Origin of the sequence: Bifidobacterium callitrichos DSM 23973, assembly GCF_000741175.1 — a bacterium.
Lineage (GTDB): Bacteria > Actinomycetota > Actinomycetes > Actinomycetales > Bifidobacteriaceae > Bifidobacterium > Bifidobacterium callitrichos.
Window position 1 is genome coordinate 164,376 of the sequence record NZ_JGYS01000003.1, and the last position, 18,586, is coordinate 182,961.

The 18,586-nt window shown below is 64.0% G+C and carries 15 protein-coding genes and 2 tRNA genes; 2 read left to right on the forward strand and 15 right to left on the reverse strand.

The window, feature by feature from the left end:
* Positions 1-3: 3 nt before the first annotated feature.
* The 11 genes from BCAL_RS02550 to BCAL_RS02600 form a co-directional block, all read right to left on the reverse strand.
* Positions 4-540 (reverse strand): DUF3180 domain-containing protein, encoded by a 537-nt coding sequence (locus BCAL_RS02550; RefSeq protein WP_043164887.1) that lies wholly within the window; start codon positions 538-540, stop codon positions 4-6.
* The gene (gene folK / locus BCAL_RS02555) at positions 537-2,030 is read right to left on the reverse strand and encodes a 2-amino-4-hydroxy-6-hydroxymethyldihydropteridine diphosphokinase (RefSeq protein ID WP_043164886.1); all 1,494 of its coding nucleotides are present in this window, start codon (positions 2,028-2,030) and stop codon (positions 537-539) included. Before folK ends, BCAL_RS02550 begins: the two co-directional genes overlap by 4 nt.
* Before the next feature lie 19 nt (positions 2,031-2,049).
* A complete protein-coding gene (gene folP / locus BCAL_RS02560; RefSeq protein ID WP_043164885.1) occupies positions 2,050-2,952 on the reverse strand; it encodes a dihydropteroate synthase in 903 nt (300 codons plus the stop codon).
* A gap of 78 nt (positions 2,953-3,030) precedes the next feature.
* Positions 3,031-3,618 carry a GTP cyclohydrolase I FolE gene (gene folE / locus BCAL_RS02565; RefSeq protein ID WP_043165001.1) on the reverse strand — a complete coding sequence of 196 codons (588 nt, stop codon included), beginning with the start codon at positions 3,616-3,618 and terminating at the stop codon, positions 3,031-3,033.
* A 20-nt stretch (positions 3,619-3,638) separates the two neighbouring features.
* Positions 3,639-5,738, reverse strand: a complete 2,100-nt coding sequence (gene ftsH / locus BCAL_RS02570) for an ATP-dependent zinc metalloprotease FtsH (RefSeq protein ID WP_043164884.1) — start codon at positions 5,736-5,738, stop codon at positions 3,639-3,641.
* A complete protein-coding gene (gene hpt, locus BCAL_RS02575) occupies positions 5,735-6,307 on the reverse strand; it encodes a hypoxanthine phosphoribosyltransferase (protein WP_043164883.1) in 573 nt (190 codons plus the stop codon). The genes ftsH and hpt overlap by 4 nt, the downstream gene beginning before the upstream one ends.
* Before the next feature lie 96 nt (positions 6,308-6,403).
* A complete protein-coding gene (locus tag BCAL_RS02580) occupies positions 6,404-7,843 on the reverse strand; it encodes a D-alanyl-D-alanine carboxypeptidase/D-alanyl-D-alanine-endopeptidase (RefSeq protein ID WP_043164882.1) in 1,440 nt (479 codons plus the stop codon).
* Between the two features lie 83 nt (positions 7,844-7,926).
* Positions 7,927-9,576, reverse strand: coding sequence for a hypothetical protein (locus BCAL_RS02585; RefSeq protein WP_043259991.1), 1,650 nt, complete (start codon positions 9,574-9,576; stop codon positions 7,927-7,929).
* The gene (locus BCAL_RS02590) at positions 9,573-10,382 is read right to left on the reverse strand and encodes an ABC transporter ATP-binding protein (protein ID WP_043164880.1); all 810 of its coding nucleotides are present in this window, start codon (positions 10,380-10,382) and stop codon (positions 9,573-9,575) included. The genes BCAL_RS02585 and BCAL_RS02590 overlap by 4 nt, the downstream gene beginning before the upstream one ends.
* A gap of 6 nt (positions 10,383-10,388) precedes the next feature.
* Entirely contained in the window at positions 10,389-11,612 is a 1,224-nt protein-coding gene (locus tag BCAL_RS02595) for a glycosyltransferase family 2 protein (protein ID WP_043164879.1), read from the reverse strand.
* 1 nt (position 11,613) lies between these two features.
* Complete coding sequence (locus BCAL_RS02600; protein WP_043164878.1) at positions 11,614-13,242, reverse strand: AI-2E family transporter; 1,629 nt, start codon at positions 13,240-13,242, stop codon at positions 11,614-11,616.
* A 112-nt stretch (positions 13,243-13,354) separates the two neighbouring features.
* Between BCAL_RS02600 and BCAL_RS02605 the strand changes: the two genes are divergently transcribed.
* On the forward strand, positions 13,355-14,287 hold the full coding sequence (locus BCAL_RS02605; protein ID WP_043164877.1) for a glycosyltransferase family 2 protein: 933 nt from the start codon (positions 13,355-13,357) through the stop codon (positions 14,285-14,287).
* A 306-nt stretch (positions 14,288-14,593) separates the two neighbouring features.
* On the opposite strand, the gene fucO is transcribed toward BCAL_RS02605, so the two are convergent.
* Positions 14,594-15,745, reverse strand: coding sequence for a lactaldehyde reductase (gene fucO / locus BCAL_RS02610; RefSeq protein ID WP_043164876.1), 1,152 nt, complete (start codon positions 15,743-15,745; stop codon positions 14,594-14,596).
* Between the two features lie 445 nt (positions 15,746-16,190).
* On the opposite strand from fucO, the gene BCAL_RS02615 reads away from it, so the two are divergent.
* Positions 16,191-17,495, forward strand: coding sequence for a class I SAM-dependent methyltransferase (locus BCAL_RS02615; protein ID WP_043164875.1), 1,305 nt, complete (start codon positions 16,191-16,193; stop codon positions 17,493-17,495).
* Positions 17,496-17,510: 15 nt separating this feature from the next.
* Here the strand turns inward: BCAL_RS02615 and BCAL_RS02620 are convergent, their stop codons facing one another.
* From BCAL_RS02620 to BCAL_RS02630, 3 genes are all read right to left on the reverse strand, one after another.
* Positions 17,511-17,936 (reverse strand): nucleoside 2-deoxyribosyltransferase, encoded by a 426-nt coding sequence (locus BCAL_RS02620; RefSeq protein WP_043164999.1) that lies wholly within the window; start codon positions 17,934-17,936, stop codon positions 17,511-17,513.
* A gap of 332 nt (positions 17,937-18,268) precedes the next feature.
* A tRNA-Phe gene (locus BCAL_RS02625) sits at positions 18,269-18,344 on the reverse strand.
* Positions 18,345-18,366: 22 nt separating this feature from the next.
* Positions 18,367-18,440: transfer RNA gene (locus BCAL_RS02630), tRNA-Asp, on the reverse strand.
* Between the last annotated feature and the right edge of the window lie 146 nt (positions 18,441-18,586).

The window sequence follows — 18,586 nt, forward strand, 5'->3', positions numbered from 1 at the left end:
CGTCTAGCGCACGGTCTTGGCGGCGGCGGGGGCGACGCCGCGCTCCCTCTCGGCCCTCTTCATCTTGGGATTCTCCGGGCCTTCGGTGGGCGGCAGCTGGCACAGCCACTCCCCCACCAGTCCGATGATCATGTCGATCAGGCAGACCACGGCCGTCACCGCGCATTCGATCACGGCCTGCGAGTAGAAGTCCGCCTCGATGTGTCCGATGGTGGGGATGATCTGCCCGCCGTACCATCCGGCAAGCATCGCACCGGCCAGCGCGAGCGCCTTCGACAGCACCAGAGTGTCGAACGCGAGTCTCGGATTGATGAAGGTGCTGGGGCGTTTGCGAGGATCCGTGGTGGCGTACTTGTGCACGTTCAACGCGAGGATCAGCACGATGATGCCGATGGCGATGAGCAGCGCGGCCACGAACCATGGGGCGCCGATCAGCGTGAGGTTGAACCGCTCCCCCAGTTCCGCGACGACGGCACCGGCGACCGTTCCCAATGCAAGAGCGAGGGCGGGCTGCCACCACGGCGTACGTTTTGCGCTCATCGAGGGGTTCCTCCCAGAATCCAGTTGTCGGACAGCATGCCGACGCGCGCCGCGTCGGGTGCCATCGCCAGCAGGAACGACACCGGGTCTCCGCCAAGCGTGGCGTTCGGATCCATGTCCATCCACGGGGCGAGTACGGAGGCGTGTTCACGAGCCGTGGGCCATGGTACGCGGCAGTCGGGCTCGTCGGATTCGACGCCGTCCATGTCGACCAGATCGAGGTCGATGGCGTTGCCATGCGACTGCTCGATGGTGCCGAGCGCGCTGATCAGGGCACGTGCGCCAAGTCTGGTCTCGATCTGGATGACCGCGGACATCGCGTCCGGTCCGTCGAAGTTACTCACGTGGTACAGGGGCGAGATGCCTTCGACCTGATTGCCGGGAAGCCCGTCGATCGCGACGATCGCCTCGCGGAACAGTCGTTCGGCGTCGGTGGAGGTCGAGTCCATCGAGATCACGGCCCTGCTGGAGATCATCGCGCCGTCACCGGCATCGACGACGGTCCGCGACGGACGTTGCACCGACGCGTCCGCCGATGCATCCGCCGACACTCCAGCCGACTCCGCACCCATCCAATCCTTCGAGACGAGTGTGACCGGCGGCCTGTCCGGATCGGATTCGGCAAGCAGTCCTTCGGCGAGCTCACGCACCGGACCGCCATGCATGCCGGGCAGATCGGCCTTGGGATCCAGCGCGGCCCACGGTACAAGCACGAACGCCCGCTGCCATGCGCGAGGATGTGGCAGGGTCAGGTCAGGATCGTCCGATTCGACGCCGTCGAAGTCGATGATGTCGAGGTCGAGCGTGCGGTCCGACCAGTGCGTGTCGCGTGTGCGGCCGTGATCGGCCTCGATGCGCAGCAGCTCGCGCAGCAGACGGGATGCGGGCAACGTGGTCGTCACCTCGACCACGGCGTTGAGGAAATCGGGCGTGCCGTCGGGCATGCCCCATGCGGCGGTGCGGTACAGGGGCGAGACGCCGACGACCTGCGTACCGTCCAACGCGTCGATGCGACGCACGGCGTCACGCAGCGTCGAGGCGACATCGCCCTGATTGCCGCCGAGCGCGATCACCGCGCGATGAATGCCGTCCGACGCATCCTGTCCGTCACCATTATTCCCCGCATCCGATTCGCGCGTGCGGTCGATCGTGACGGCGACGTCATCGAACGGCACGGTGATCGGCGCATGGGGCTTGTGCACGGTGATCTCCACCTCGCGGATCGCCGTGTCGACGGCGAACACCCGATCGGCGATCTCCTGCGCGAGCCTCTCGATGAGATCGACGTGATCGCCTTCGATGACATCGACGATGGCCTTGGCGACCTTCCCGTAGTCGACGGTGTCCCCGAGCGCATCGGTACGCCCGGCACGGGTCAGATCGAGATGCAGCGTGGCGTCGACGATGAACGGCTGGGCGCGTTCGTGTTCGAAGTCGAGCACGCCGTGCGTGCCGTTCGCACGCACACCGGTCAGTCGGATGGTGTCCATCGAATTCCTTTACTTACGATTACTGTCTATTCGCGTATTGTCCCGCGTACTGCCGCCACACGTTGCCCACGGCCACGGCGGCACGGGATCTGGGCACGTCGTGCACGCGCACCGCCCAGGCGCCGTGTTCGGCGGCGAGTGCGCTCAACGCCGCGGTGGCGTCGTCGCGCGCGGCCATGTCGGGGCCGGTTCCGTCCTCGCCGTCGATGCCCGCATCGGTGAGGATAGCGGTGACGAAGCGTTTGCGCGATTGGCCGATGAGCACCGGATACCCGGTGGCGCGGAACGTGTCGAGGCTCACGAGCAGCGGCAGGTTGTGTTCGATGCCGGGCTTGGAGAAGCCGAGACCCGGGTCGATAATCACGCGCTTCGGGTCGACGCCGGCGGCGAGCACGTCGTCGACCTGGCGCATGAGTTCGTCGCGCACGTCGTTGAGCACGCCGTGCTCGTAGTGCGAGGTGTCGGCGTCGGGGGTTGCGCCGTGGGATCCGGCGAGCCAGCCGCGCCAATGCTGCACGATGTACAGGCAGTCGTGATCGGCGACGACGTGCGGCAGCTCCCGGTCGAGCGTGCCGCCGGAGACGTCGTTGATGATCTGCGCGCCCTCGTCGAGCGCGGCCTTCGCGACCGAGGCGCGCGTGGTGTCGATGGACAGCGTCACTCCGGTGGGGGCAAGCGCCTTGACCGCGCCGGTGATGCGCGCCAGCTCGTCGGCTTCGGAGACGCGCTTGGCGCCGGGGCGTGTGGATTCGGCACCGATGTCGATGATGTCGGCACCGGCGTGGGCCATGGCCCGCCCATGGTTCGCGGCCGCAACCGGGTCGAGCCAGAGGCCTCCGTCCGAGAACGAGTCCTCGGTGATGTTGAGCACGCCCATCACGAGCGTGCGATCGGTATCGTGCAATGCTCGCAGATCAACCATGATGTTCCCCTTCGTGTGATTGCGATTCCATGGATTGCGAGTCGGCCCGTCACCTGTAGCCGTCTGTGCGGCGCGTCCTCACCGACTCATGATGAGGCTCATCGCCTCGGAACGTGTGGCGGGATTGCGTAGCAGCCCCCGTACTGCGGAGGTGACCGTGCGCGCCTCGGATTTCTTGATGCCGCGCATCGACATGCACAGGTGCTCGCATTCGGTGACGACGATCACGCCACGCGCGCCCGCGTATTCGACGAGCGCGTCGGCGATCTGCTGGGTGAGTCGCTCCTGCACCTGCGGACGGCGCGCATACACCTCGACGAGCCGTGCGAGCTTGCTCAGTCCCATCACGCCGTCCTTGGCGGGGATGTACCCCACGTGAGCGACGCCATGGAACGGCAGCAGATGATGCTCGCACACCGAATACAGTTCGATGTTCTTGACGAGCACGAGCTCGTCAGTGTCCACGTCGAAGTGCTTCTCCAGCACCTGCGCGGGCGAGGATCCGAGGCCTGCGAACAGTTCGCGGCAGGCGCGGGCGATCCTGTCCGGCGTCTCCACGAGTCCTTCGCGATCGGGGTCCTCGCCGATGGAGGTGAGGAAGAGGCGTACGGCACGGCGCACGCCCTCCTCGTCATAACCGCGGTAATCCGGGTTCGTGCTCGTCATCGTCCGATCACTCGTCTCGATCACTCGCCCGGCTTCATGCCGACCGAACGCTTGAGCGATTCGGGGATCTCGACCGGCGGACGATCGGAGTCGGGGCGCCTGTCGTCGGACAGCCACACCGGACGTTCCGGCGCCTTCTTGATCGGCGCGAAGATCTCGGCCAGCTCCTTCTCGTTCAGCGTCTCCTTGACGAGCAGCTGACGGACGAGTTCGTCGAGGATGTCGCGGTTGTCGTTGATGATCTTCCACGCCTCGGTGTGCGCGGTCTCGACGAGCTTCAGCACCTCCTCGTCGATGATCTCGGCGGTCTGGTTCGAGTACTTGTGCGGCCCGATGCCGTTCAAGTCCGAGCTCTGATCGTCGTCGTCGGCCCATTTGATGGCGCCGAGCTTCGTCGAGAAGCCGTACTGGGTGATCATCGTGCGTGCGATCTTCGTCGCCTTCTCGATGTCGTTGGACGCGCCGGTGGTCGGGTCGTGGAACACGATCTCCTCGGCGGTGCGGCCGCCCATCGCGTACGCCATCTGGTCGAGCAGCTGGTTGCGCGACTGGGAGTAGCGGTCGGAGGTCGGCATCACGGCGGTGTAGCCGAGCGCGCGGCCACGCGGCAGGATCGTCACCTTGGTGACCGGGTCCGTGTTGTGCAGCGCGGCGGCGACGAGCGCATGGCCGCCCTCGTGGTACGCGGTGTTGCGCAGCTCGTCCAGGGCCATGCCCTTCGACTTGCGCTTCGGGCCGGCCTGGACGCGGTCGATGGCCTCGTCGATGGCGCGGTTGTCGATGAGCTGGGCGCCGGCGCGGGCGCACAGGAGGGCCGCCTCGTTGAGCACGTTGGCGAGGTCGGCGCCGGTGAAGCCCGGGGTGCGCACGGCGACCATGTGCAGGTCGACGTCCGGCACGAACGGCTTGCCCTTGGCGTGGACCTTGAGGATCGCCTCGCGGCCTTCGAGGTCCGGGGCGGCGACGCCGACCTGACGGTCGAAGCGGCCCGGACGCAGCAGGGCGGGGTCGAGCACGTCGGGGCGGTTGGTGGCCGCGATGATGATCAGGTTGGTGTCGTTGTCGAAGCCGTCCATCTCGACGAGCAGCTGGTTCAGGGTCTGCTCGCGCTCGTCGTGGCCGCCGCCCATGCCGGAACCGCGCTTGCGGCCGACGGCGTCGATCTCGTCGATGAAGATGATGGCCGGGGCGTTCTTCTTCGCCTCGTCGAACAGGTCGCGCACGCGGGAGGCACCGAGACCGACGAACATCTCGACGAAGTCGGAGCCGGCCATCGCGTAGAACGGGACGCCCGCCTCGCCGGCGATGGCTCGCGCGAGCAGCGTCTTACCGGTGCCCGGAGGACCGTACAGCAGCACGCCGCGCGGGATACGCGCGCCCAGCGCCTTGTACTTGGACGGATCCTTGAGGAAGTCCTTGATCTCCTCGACCTCCGCCAGGGCCTCGTCCTCGCCGGCGACGTCGGAGAACTTGGTGGTCGGGGTCTGGCCTTCGAGCAGCTTGCCGTTGTTCTTCTTGCCGCCCATGCCGAGCATGCCGCCGGCACCGCCCATACGGCTCATCATCCACCAGAACAGGGCGAAGAAGATGACGAACGGCAGGATCGAGCTGATGAGGTAGCTCATCATGCTGGTCTGCTCGATGTCGGCGCTCCAGCCCTTGGACGGCTCGGCGCTCTCGACGGCCTTGATGATATCCTGCCCCTGCGCGAACGTGTAGTAGAACTGCACCTTCTGACCGTAGTTGTGGTCCTTGCCGGTGTCGGGGTCCTTCTTGGTGTAGTCGGCCTTGAGGTCGAGCGTCACCTTCTGCTTGTTATCGACGATCTTCGCGTAGTCAACCTGCCCGTTCTTGAGCAGCTGCAGGCCGTCCTTGGTGTCGATGGTCTGCGCGCCGGTGCCCGTGAACATCTGGAACATGAGAGCGACGATGACGACGATGACCGCGCCCCACAGCCACGGCGACTGCCAGAACGGCCTGTTGCCGTTCCCGGTGCCGCCGCCGTTGCGATTGTTCCCGTTGCCGTTGTCCTTATTATTGCGGCGGAACGGGTTGTTGAATGGGTTGCCGTTCCCGTTGTTCGGGTTGTTCGGCTGCCCCGGCCCCTGAGGGAAGCTCATGCCTGTTCTCCTTGGTATACTGACGGCTTCAGCACCGCGATCGAATCGAGATTGCGGTAACGCTCGTCGTAGTCCAGACCGAATCCGACGACGAACTCGTCGGGGATCTCACGGCCCTTGTACTTCACATGCACATCCACCTCGCGGCGGGCCGGCTTCTCGAGCAACGCGAAGATCTCGACCGATGCGGCCCCGCGGCGCTTCAGCTCCCCGACCAGCCACGCGAGCGTATGGCCTGAATCGATAATATCCTCGACGATCAGGATGTGCCGACCGCGAACATCGGTCGACAGATCCTGACGAATCGTCACGATGCCGCTTGATTCGGTGCCCGAGCCGTAGCTCGACAGGCTCATGAAATCAAGCTGGCACGGAATGGACAGCGCCTGCGAGAATGCGGCGATCGTGTTCACCGCGCCCTTGAGCACGGCGATGACCAGCGGGTTCTTGCCACGGTAGTCCTCGCTCGCCTGTGCGGCGGCATGGTTGATGATGCTCTGGATCTCTTCTTTGCTGACCAGCTCGTGGTCGATGTCGTCTTGTACGTCAGCGATTCGCATGCCAACCATCTTGGCACACGCGAATGACGTGTTTCTGAGGAAAACCTGAATGGATTCCGAGTATTTACACGAGCTACCGAGCGACCGGACGACTTGACGGACGACCTACAGCTTGGCCAGTCCCGCCGCAAAACTGTCGACGGCCTTGTTGGCCTCCCATGCGTTGACCGGATTGTTGACGATCACCGCGAAGGCGAGCACACCGCCCTTGCTCAGGGAGATGTTGCCGGCCAGGGATCGCACGTTGTCCAGCGAGCCGGTCTTCACACGGATCAATCCGCGCGTGGACTGATCGGCCACGCGGCTGCGGGCGGTGCCGACCAGTCCCGGCACCGACAGTCCCTCGAGCGCCGCTGCCGCGCCATCGTCCGGATCGACGAGTCTCGACTGCACCTCAACGAGCGTCCTCACGGTCAGGCGCGTGCCCGGAGCCAGTCCGGAGCAGCTGCTCAGCGTCATGCCTTCGATGCTGATGCCGCCGTCCTTCAGCACACGTTCGACGGCCTTGACGTCTCCGGCGATGGAGTTGCCCGTGCCGAGCTTCAACGCGGTCAGACGTCCGAAGAGCTCGGCCAGCGTGTTGTCGGAGTGGCGCAGCATGAACGCCATCACCTCGTTGAGCGGTGCCGAACTGACCGAGGCGATGCGGTTGGACGGCTTCTGCCCGCTCACGTCGGTGGAGTCGGTGACGGTGATGCCTCGTGCGGACAGCAGCGTTTTGAACGTGTTCGCCGCGTCAATCGCCGGATGCTCGGACAGGATCGGGTATTCGGTGAAGGAGTCCCGGTCCTGGCTCTCCAGTCCGGTCCAGTCGCGTCCGCCGTCGATGGCCATCGAGGAGATGGCCGTGTAATAGCGGTGTTCGGCGTTGTTCTCGATGATGTTCGACGGAGTGCGGTCGTCGCCGAACAGGGAGTCGTCCGTTGCAAGCGCGACGCGGGTGACGCCCTGCTTGCGAAGCGCGGCGGCGGTCCTGTCCGCGAGGGTCGCGAGCCCCGCACGGCCGTTGATATGCGTGGGATCGTTGTCGCCGGCGCCAAGAAGCATGTCGCCGTTGCCTTTGAGGACGATCGTGGGGTCGTCGCCGGTGCGGGTCAGATACACCTCGGTGTCGAGCGTGGATCCCATCTCCAGCGTGTTCGCGGCCGCATACGCGGTCAGTGTCTTGGTGGTCGACGCCGGCTCGCGCAACGTGTTCATCTCATGTTCGGCGATCACGTTGCCCCGCGCGTCCGCCACGGCGACCGAGAAATCGGTGCCGATGCCTTCGGTCTTGCCAAGTTCGTCGATCAGGCGGGCGACCGCTGCCTTGTCGATGTCACCGCCGTCGAGGTCGACATCGCCGGAGACCGTGCCGGCTGCCCTGGCGGCGGACGGATCCGGGTAGGAGCGCGTGGCGACGCCGCGCATCGTCAGCAGTCCGGGGACGGCGTCGGCGGCGTCCGCAACGGCGTATCCGACGCCAAGCACGGCCGTCAGCACCACGCACAGCGCGCACACGATGACGCGATGGCCCGCCGGCCGCCGGCCGTTGCTCCGACTCATTCCTCCCCCTTCCGCGCCCCCGCGTTCCGGGACACGCATACGTGTGGATCGCCGCGCGGCGTACGGTCCTACCGCCGCTTCCCCTACTTCTGCAGGGAGGCGAACTCGTCCAACGTGCCGAGGATGCCGACCGCGCGCGCATCCAACAGCTTACCGCCAAGCCATGTACCGAGCGCGAGAGCACCCGTTCCATTCACCATCGCGGCCACGGCGATGGCCATCGTGGCGCCCGGGGCGCCGAACGTGTGCATGACGAGCGTGACGAGTGCGACGATGCCGGCGGGCAGCATGACGAACACCGTGCCGAACATGTGGATGAACGGGAACACGCCCTGTGCGGCGGCGCGTCCCTGCGGCGTGGAGAAGGGACGCTCGATATCGGGAACCGGGTAGAGCATCAGGGTCGAGACGATCTCGGCCAGGCCGAGCGCGGCGAACGCGACGCCGATGCCGATGAACAGGCAGCCCAGTCCCATCGCGATTCCCTCCGGCGTGCGCCAGTCCCCGGTGAACGCGAACAGTGCGGCGGCGAGTGCGAGCATGTAGATGACGATGAATCCCACGAGTACGCGTATGCGCCCCAGACGGTCGTCGATTCCTCTGACGCCGCTGATCACCTCCATGGCGAATCCGGTGCCGTCGTAGGCCAGGCCGTTGCCTTCGACCATCATCATGAACAGTCCCAGCCAGATGAGCGTCTGCCATGCGAGGAACGTGGTGCCCGCGGTACGTGACTGCAGGGTGAAGATGACGACCATGATGAGCGGCATGACGAACAGCACGGCCTGACGCGGGTCGCGTTTGAGATAGGTGAACAGTCGTGCGGAGATGGCTCCGGACACGCTGTCCGGCATACGGGCGAAATCACCCAGACCGGCCTTGACCTTGCTGGACGTGTCGGCACCGCGCATGTGCCGCTGACGTCCGAGGCACCACATGGAGACATAGAAGCAGACCACCCATGCGACGGCGAGGATGATCAGACGGATCGCGAGCGGCAGCCACGCGCCGGCGATGACGTCGAACGGCAGCTGGAACGCGGCGCCGAACGGAGTGAATGCGAGCAGTCGGGACAGAGCGGAGAACGTCCCGAGGCTGGACTGCGATCTGCCTGAACCGTCCTGCGGGAGGATCAGCGCCGGCAGCTGAGTCGCCGCGATGAACCCCACGATGACGATGATGTAGAACGTCGCACGGCCGCGTGCCGTGGTGACGAGCGTGGTGGCGAGCGACATGACCGTCTTGCCGACGAGAACGGTCGTGATGACGACGAGCAGCGCCGAAAGAACGCCGGCGAGCACGACGCCCCAACCGATTGCGCGATAAATGAACGCCAGAGCGACAAGGGCGCAGAAGGCGATGATCGCGGCCGGTCCGGTCAGTCCGGCGGCGATGAGCGCCCACAGCAATCGGGAGTCGCGGATGCCGTACAATTCGAAGCGCTGCGGGGTCAGTGCCGATCCCTCGCCGAGAAGCATGAGCTGGACGATGACGGCGAACACCATGCCGATGGCCCCGATCGTGACAAGCAGGGCGTTCAGTCCAGGCACGAAATCAGGATCCGCCGCGAACTGCGGCATGCCAAGCAGGGCCGCGAACACGATCATGACGACGACTGCGCCGGCCCCCATGGTCAGCAACAGTGCGAAGCCGATGGTCTGCAGGACGGAGCGGCGCAGCACGGATATGGTAAGGATCCAGCGCAGGCGGACGACTGCGGCGATCTCGCTCATCGTCCGACTCCCGGCTCCTGTGCGCCCATCGAACCGTCGAGCCAGTCAAGTCTGGCCGCGGCGTGGCGTCCGCCGACCAGCTGAAGGAACCGATCCTCGAGGTCCATGCCGGCCGCGACCTCGGCGACGGTGCCGGCCGCGCACACGCTTCCCTGGTTGATGACCGCCACGTGCGTGCACATCCGTTCGATCAGAGCCATGACGTGGGAGGAGATGATGATGGTGCCGCCGGTGGCCGCGTATTCGGCGAGGATGTCCTTCAGGTTCGCGCTGGAGACCGGATCGACCGATTCGAACGGCTCGTCGAGCACGAGCAGACGCGGACTGTGGATCATGGCCGAGGCGAGGCAGATCTTCTTGACCATGCCGGTCGAATAGTCGACGACCATCTTGTCGGCCGCATCGACGAGGTCGAACGCGGCGAGCAGGTCGCGCGCACGGGCGACGGTCTCGGCGCGCTGCATGCCGCGCAGCATGCCCGCGTACACCAGTAGCTGCAAGCCGGTGAGCCGGTCGAAGATCTGGGATTGCTGCGGCATCACGCCGATCATGCGCTTGGCCGCGTTGACGTCGCGCCACACGTCGACGCCGAAGATCGACGCGCCGCCCATGTCCGGAGTGAGCAGACCGGTGACCATGTTGAGCGTCGTGGTCTTGCCCGCGCCGTTCGGACCGACCAGACCGTAGAACGAGCCGACCGGGATGTCGAGGGACAGCCCGGCGACGGCGGTCTTCGCGCCGAAGCGTTTGACGAGGCCGCGGATCGACACCGCCGCATGAGGGTCATAGGGCACGGGAGGTTGCATGGTCTTTCACCCCTTATGTTGGATCGGCTTCCACTGGGCTTTGGAGAAGATGGCCTGGAAGGAGATCGGCACGTAGGAGAGCATGTAGATCGGGAAGCTCAGCACGTAGGCGAACAGCTCCTTGTTGGTGGCGCCGATCTGATCGCACTCGGCCACGATCGTAAGCCCCGCAAGTCCCATCATGCCGAGCACGGCGAACACGATGCCGTTCGCCCAGCCGGATATCGCGCCGATCTGGCTCTGCCAGGTGACGAAGCCGAAGGCGGCGAACAGCATTCCCAACGCGATTCGGAACACGCTCAGCACGGTGAACGGGCACAGCAGCAGCGTGAAGTCGACCGCCGAGAAGTCCCGTTCGCGCACGGCGCGGCGGATCAGATACGGGCCGTAGAAGCGGAACACCTGCAGGAAGCCCTTGCTCCAGCGCAGACGCTGCCGCCAGCTCTGCGCGAAGGTGACGGGCTGCTCGTCGTACAGGATCGCGGTGCCGCAGTATCCGACGCGGTCGCCGTGCAGCACGGAGTCCATCGTGAACTCCAGATCCTCGGTGAGCAGATGGAACTTCCATCCCTTGTTGCGTTTCATGACTTCCTTGGAGAACATGAAGCCGGTGCCGCCCACATGGCAGCTGGATCCGAAGAGCATGCGCGAGTTGTTAAGGAATCGCGATTCGCGGATGAACCACAGTGCGGAGCCGGAGGACACCCAGTTGTCGTTGAGGTTCACCGAGTTGCGGTAGCTGGTGAGGATCCTGAACCCGGCGTGGAAGGCCTTGTTCATCTCCTCGAAGTAGTGCTTGTCGAGACGGTTGTCGGCGTCGAACACGAAGTAGGCGTCGTACGTGTCGGACAGGCCCTCGTCGATCATATGGTCGAGCAGGTAGGTCAGCGCGTATCCCTTGCCGATGAGCTGGTCGTTGTGACGTTCGACGACGTTGCAGCCGAGCGATCGCACGAGGTCGGCGGTGTGGTCGGTGCAGTTGTCGGCCACGAGCCAGATGTCGATGAGTTCGGCCGGATAGGTCTGTTCGCGGATGCATCCGATGAGGTTGCCGATGACCTGTTCCTCGTTGCGCGCGGAGATGAGGACCGCATAGCGCTTGTCCATCGGGGCGTCGGGGAATCGCACCGGTTTGGAGACCAGCGATTTGAGGACGCACGCCACCTGGTAGATCATGCCGACGGCGCCGACGACGAGCATGAGGACGTCGAGTACGGTGAGCAGGACCATGTCAGCGCCACCCCGCACGCGGGTTGTCGGACGGGTCGGACGAATCGGATGAATCAGGCGAATCGGACACGTCGGACGAGTCAACGGATTCGGACGAGTCAACGGATTCGGCGGACGGGTCGGTTCGGTCGGCTCGTGACGAGTCGTCGGCTTCCGTGCCCGCCAGTGCGCTCACCGATCGCTTCCCGACCTGCCGATCGAGCACGCCCTTCGGGATCGCCACCGTGGCGGATTCGTCCGGATCGCCCGAACCGGAACGGCCACGGCCGTCGCTACGTCCGGAGCCATGCTCCGCACCGATCCCCTCGTCCGGGATCGCGTAGATCTCCTCCTGCAGACGACGGATCTCGTCGTTCATCGGCACGCGATTCGTCGATCCCCTGGCCGCACGCGGCATGTGGTCGCCGAGCGGGTGAAGCACATGCTCGCTGAACGCCTCGGACGCCTCGACGACCTTCGACTTCCTGCCGATCTCCGGATCGTACATAAGCGGCGAGTCGACCAGTTCGTAGCGACGGGTGTACACGCGGAAGATCGTCTGCAGGGATGCGGTGACCGGCAGTGCGAGGAACGCGCCCAGAGCGCCGAACACCGAACCGAACGCGAGCACGGCGAGGAACGCGATGGCGGCGTTGATGTCCATCGTGCTCTGGGAGATCTTCGGCGAAAGGATCAGGTTCTCGATCTGCTGGTAGACGATGATGAACACGAGCACGGCCACCGCGTATACCCAGCCGCGGCTGCCCAGTGCGAACAGGACCGGCAGTGCGCCGCCGATGTACGTGCCGACGGTCGGGATGAACTGGGAGACGACGCCGCAGAACAGCGCCAGCGGCAGCCAGTACGGAACCTTGAGCACCTCGAGGAAGATCGCGGTGCAGGCGGCGTTGATCATCGCGAGGATCGATCGGGAGAACAGGAACGAGGAGATCTGATCCTGCGCGACCGTCCACACCAGAAGGAACCGGCGCTGCATGGCGGGCGCCATCCACTGGCAGAAGGAGCGGCGCAGCTTCGGCCCCGCGGCGGAGATGTAGTACGTGGTCATCACCACGGTCATCAGGTTGAGCAGGAACGAGAACAGACCGCCGACCGTGCTCATCGCGGTGCCGGCGAAGTCGGTCACCCACGAGGTCTGGATGTTCTTGAGGATCTCGGTGCCGAGGTTGTTGATTTCGGGCATTTCGAAGTTGCTGTACTGACTGACGAGACCCTTGATCTGCTCGTACATCGACGGCAGACCGTACAGCATGGCGATCACCTGCTGGACGAACATGCTGCCGAACAGGGACAGCAGCACGCAGATGACGACCGCGACGATGACCAGCGCGAACGCGGAGGCGGCGCCTCGCTTCCAGCCGTGCTTGACCAGAGAGATCACCATCGGCTCGACCGCGAGCGCCAGGAACAGGGAGATGATGATGTCGAGCACCAGATAGGAGATCTGGCCCCACGATCGCCAGCAGAAGGCGAAGACGATGACGGCGATGGCGATGTACAGCAGGCCGCGCCCGAACCATTCGGGTGGTCTGCGCGGATCCCCCTTGGCCGGAAACAGCGTGCCGAAATCCCATCGCTGCTCATTGCCATCAGTAGTATCACTGCCGTATTCGCGCGCGCTTTGACTCATGGTTCCCCATTGTAGCGGCGACAGTTCCGTATGGGAGCGGGAGCTCGTGGGCTCCTCGGGCCCGTGGAGGCCCGTGTACGCCCGTGTACGCCCGCCCATTTATTCTGAAGGCATGCTGAATGTCTCGATCGTCATCCCGGCCTGGAACGAGTCCGAACGCATCGCCGACTGTCTGCTCAACACGATTCGGCAGACCGTGATGCCCCACGAGATCATCGTGGTCGACAACCGTTCCACCGACGACACCTGCAAGGTGGTCGAACAATTCATGCTCGATCATCCCGAGGCCCCGATCAAGCTGCTGCATCAGGATGCGGAGCAGGGGCTTATTCCCACGCGCAACTACGGTCTCGACCACGCCACCGGCGATGTGCTGGGCCGCTTCGACGCCGACTGCATGATCAAACCCGACTGGGTGGAGGTCGTCTCCGGCATCTTCACCGAGGATCCGACCGCGATGGGCGCCACCGGTCCGGTCATGTACTACGACATGCCGTCGCGCCATTTCGGCCTCAAGAGCGACAATTCGATCCGCAAGCGCATCTACCGCGCCGACGGCGGCCAGCCGCTGCTGTTCGGCTCGAACATGGCGCTGCGTGCCTCCGCATGGCGCGAGATCTCCGGTGAGGTGTGCCGGGACAAGGCCGATGTGATGCACGAGGACATCGACATCTCCCTGCACCTGATCGGCAAGGGCCTCAAGACGGTCTACTCGCCGCGGATGATCGCCGGCATGAGCGCCCGTCGCATGGATACGTCGTTCTCGTCGTTCCTCAACTACATGCGCCGGTTCAGGAACACGTTCGACGCGCATCCGCAGCATTGGCGCAAGCACAAGCCGGAAATCCTGTTCACGGCCATGTACCCGGCGATGCACCTGTTCTACCCGGTGTGGCAGAAGGTGCTCAACACCGCCGACATCAACCCGGCCGAGGCCGCGTGGATCAACGAGCAGATGGAGCTCGCCGAGAAGGAGGGTCGAGAGCTGTACGACGAGACCCCCACCGACGAGACCTACGACGAGAAGCACGAGGAGCGGAACTGACGGTCGGTCGGGCCAGCGTCACATATTCCCGAAATCATCCCATATCTCGGGAATTTGTGACGATTGACCATTGTCAGCGTCACATATTCCCGAGATCACCCTACATCTCGGTAAAAGGTGACGCTGACGATTGGGGAGCGTCACCTTTTACCGCGCACAGGGGAAATTCCGGGAATTTGTGACGCTGAGGGCTACGGGATCTTTCGGCCTCATGAATAGACAGCGGCCCGGTGGATCGGGGGATCCGCCGGGCCGCTCAGTCCATATGCCATATAGATATGGATCACATGGATCACATCAGAGAGATCACATCAGCGAGGTGTAGATCTTGAGGATGTCCTCCTCGGTGGCCTTGCGCGGGTTGCCCGGGGTGCACACGTCGTTGAACGCGTCGTGGGCAAGCGGGGCGAGATCGGCCTCGGTGGCGCCGACCTCGGAGATCGTGGTCGGGTTCTTCAGGTCGACGGTCAGCTTGTGGACGGCCTGCACGGCCTCCTCGCGGACCTTCTCCAGATCGCCGGTGTAGGCGTCCTCGACGCCGAACGCGTCGGCGATGTCACGGTACTTCTCACCCGTGTAGTCCTTGTTGTACTCCATGACCGGAGCCAGCAGGATGCCGTTGGCGACGCCGTGCGCCACGCCGAGACGGCCGCCCAGCGGGTGGGCCATGCCGTGGACCAGACCGAGGCCGACGTTGGAGTAGGCCATGCCGGTGATGTAGGAGGCGTACGCCATCTGCTCGCCGGCCGGGATGTCACCGTCGGCGGACTTGGCGAGGTTCTTGGCGATCATGCGGATGGTCTGCATCGACAGGCAGTCGGAGAGCGACCAGGCGCCCGGGGTGATGTAGCCCTCGATGGCGTGGGTCAGCGCGTCGAGACCGGTGGCGACCTTGAGGCCACGCGGCATCGAGTCGGTCAGGTCAGGGTCGACGAACGCGACGATCGGGATATCGTGCGGGTCGACGGCCACGAACTTGCGCTTGTTCGCGGTATCGGTGATCACGTAGTTGATGGTCGTCTCGGAGGCGGTACCGGCCGTGGTCGGCACGCCGAAGATCGGGACGGACGGGTTCTTCGTGTCAGCCACGCCCTCGAGGGAAAGCACATCGGAGAACTCGGGGTTGGCCGTGATGATGCCGATGCCCTTGCAGGTGTCCTGCGGCGAGCCGCCGCCCAGACCGATCAGGAAGTCGGCGCCGGAGGCGGCGAACTTCTCGACGCCGTCCTTGATGCACTCGACCGGCGGGTTCGGCTTGACGTTGCTGAACACCTCGTACGGCAGTCCGGCCTCATCGAGAACCTTGGTGACCTTCTCGGCGGTGCCGGTCTCCAGCAGGACCGGATCGGTGACGATGAACGCCTTGGTGAAGCCATGCTGCTTGGCGACGGCAGGAATCTCCTTGATGGCACCGCGGCCGAAGTAGGCGGTCTGGTTGAAAATCATGCGATAGACCATAGTGAGCTCTCCTTTGAAGCTAGTGTTCTGTCTGTGCACGTGGGCGGATGCGCTCATCGCATCTCCCGACGATGTCCAGTGTACTCGTTTGCGTGAGCGTTCACCAACACGACTCTGGAAATTTTCTAAATTGTTCAAGAAAAATGGAGATCCCCAATCACTTCGTAGCTCGTTTCCCCACCCGCGTCCTCATCAGCGTCGGCAACCCGTCCCGTCACCGATAATTCGACGACGATCGGCGTTTTCACGCGTTTCCCATCCCACAACGAGGACTAATATGATGCTCGAATTTGGGGTTTCACACCGTCTGCGTAGCGGTCTCACACGCGGCGACTGCGAACGACACTACTGTCCGGCGCGATGCGCGGCAACGCGGAAATCACGTGGCGCGCAACGCGATAGACACGAAAAGAACAGACAGTACAGATAGTTAGGAGGCAGCCTTATGGCAAATGGCAAGTCCATGACCGTCGGCGAAATGGTTGGATTGTTTCTGGAAGACGATGCGCCCGTGCGTGTGGACGCGTTTGACGGATCCCACTTCGGAGCGGCGGACGCCGATCTGAAGGTCCGCATCACCAGTCCTCGCTGCATGTACCAGCTACTTATGCATCCCAATGAGATCGGCGTCGTGCGCGCCTACGTGCTGGGCGACTTCGACGTGGAGGGCATCGACTACGCCGACCCGTATCCGGCATTGCATGCCCTGTTCTCCATGGCCAAGTACGTCAAGCCGCTGACGCCGTTGACCGTGGCGCGTGTCTCCGCCGGCATCCTCAGCCACGGCTTCAAAAAGCCGCCGGTTCCGGCCACCGAGGGCCCGAGCAAGTTCGATCGCATCAAGGAGGGCCTGCTCCCCCACACCGAGAAGGCCGACTCCGAGACCGTCAGCTTCCACTACGACATGTCCAACGAGTTCTATGCCGACTTCCTTGGGCCCTCGATGACGTACACCTGTGCGGTGTTCGACAACGAGGACATGAGCCTCGAGGACGCGCAGGCCAACAAGCTGCGCCTCATCCTCGACAAGCTGGGGCTCGAGCCCGGCCAGCGGCTGCTCGACATCGGCTGCGGCTGGGGCTCGATGGTCATTACCGCCGCCCGCCGTGGCATCAAGGCCCTCGGCGTCACCCTGTCCAAGGAGCAGGCCGAATACGCGAACGAATGGATCGCACGCGAGGGCCTGACGGATCTGGCCGAGGTGCGCGTGCAGGATTACCGCGAGGTGCCTGAGCGCGACTTCGACGGCATCTGCTCGATCGGCATGATGGAGCATGTGGGCGTCAGGAACTACGAGAGCTACTTCAAGGAGATGTACAAGCTCCTCAAGCCGATGGGACGCCTGCTCAACCACCAGATCACCATCAGCCACGACAAGCCCGACGGCAAGCCCGGCACCGACGAGTTCCTCGACCGCTACATCTTCCCTGACGGCGATCTCGGCGCGCCCGGCTTCATCGAGTCCTGCATCCACGATGCAGGGTTCAACGTCGTGCATCAGGAGAACCTGCGCCAGCACTACGCACTGACCCTGCATCACTGGAATCACAACCTGTCCGAGCATTGGGACGACGCGGTCAAGCAGGTCGGATTCGAACGCGCGAAGGTGTGGGGCCTCTACATGGCCGCCTGCGCGCTCAACTTCGAGCTGGATGGCATCCAGATCCACCAGTTCCTCGCCGTGCGCCCCGACCGCGTCGGCCATCCGGACGGCAAGTGGTATCCGCTGCGTCCGTGGTGGAAGGCCTGATCCGCCCCCACCCTCTCAGAACTGGATGTAATCGATCTCCTCGTGTTCTCCGGTCTCGAGCCACTGGCTCAGATCATCGGGGCCGGAGAACACCATCTCGACGGCCTGCGCCACCATCAGATTGACGCGATCCATCGGAGTCAGGCCCTCCGCATAGCCGTACACGGGCATGCCCAGCGCATGCGCATACCCGATTTCGAACATCGTGCCCGGGTCCTCGTCCATGAGATTGGCGATGACGGCCTTCGAGGAAAGGATGCCGTTGATGTCGTCCTTGAAGCAGCCATCCGGCCCTGCCTCCTCGATCTGACTGACGAAACGCGGCTTGAACAGCTTCCTGCCGTATCGCTCGAGCACCGTCTCCAATCGCTCCATGCTGTCCGACTGCTCTGGGTCGAAGAACGGACCTGCCACGTAGAAGTCGTACTGCTTGGTGTTCATTTCGCCATTCACCCTGCTGTCGACATTGTCGATAACGTCGATATCGTCATTCATCTTGTCATTCACGCGCACCATTGAACATCAGGAGCAGCCACCACCATCACTCCAGCTCACTTTTCGGACGAACGCCCACGATATGGCCAGAAAACCTCTCGCCAAGCCGCCCTTCCCCAAGAGATTTCCGTCAGTCCCTTGCAGCAAACTCTCACCCGGCTTCCACTTTGCTAGTGAATGCGCGGGGTAAATGCGGGGTTGAGGGGTTTATGCTGGGTTTGTTTCTGAAACCAGAAAACCCCGCAAGCCTTGGAATGATTGGCTTGCGGGGTTCCGCGTGGTGGCTCCGAACGGCGTCGATCCGTTGACCTAGCGATTTTCAGTCGCTCGCTCTACCAACTGAGCTACAGAGCCAATGAATGGTTTCCCATTCAAGCGACCCCGGCCGGACTTGAACCGGTGACCTCCGCCGTGACAGGGCGGCGCTCTAACCAACTGAGCTACGGGGCCGTGTTTCTCTCGCGTTTCCGTGAGGCAACAGGTAGATATAATACAGGTCTCAGCTCCGCATGCAAATCATCGGCGTGTCGCCCGGAATTCCAACGAAAAGGGGCGCAGCCGGATGAATCCGACCACGCCCCTTACGAGCCTATGAA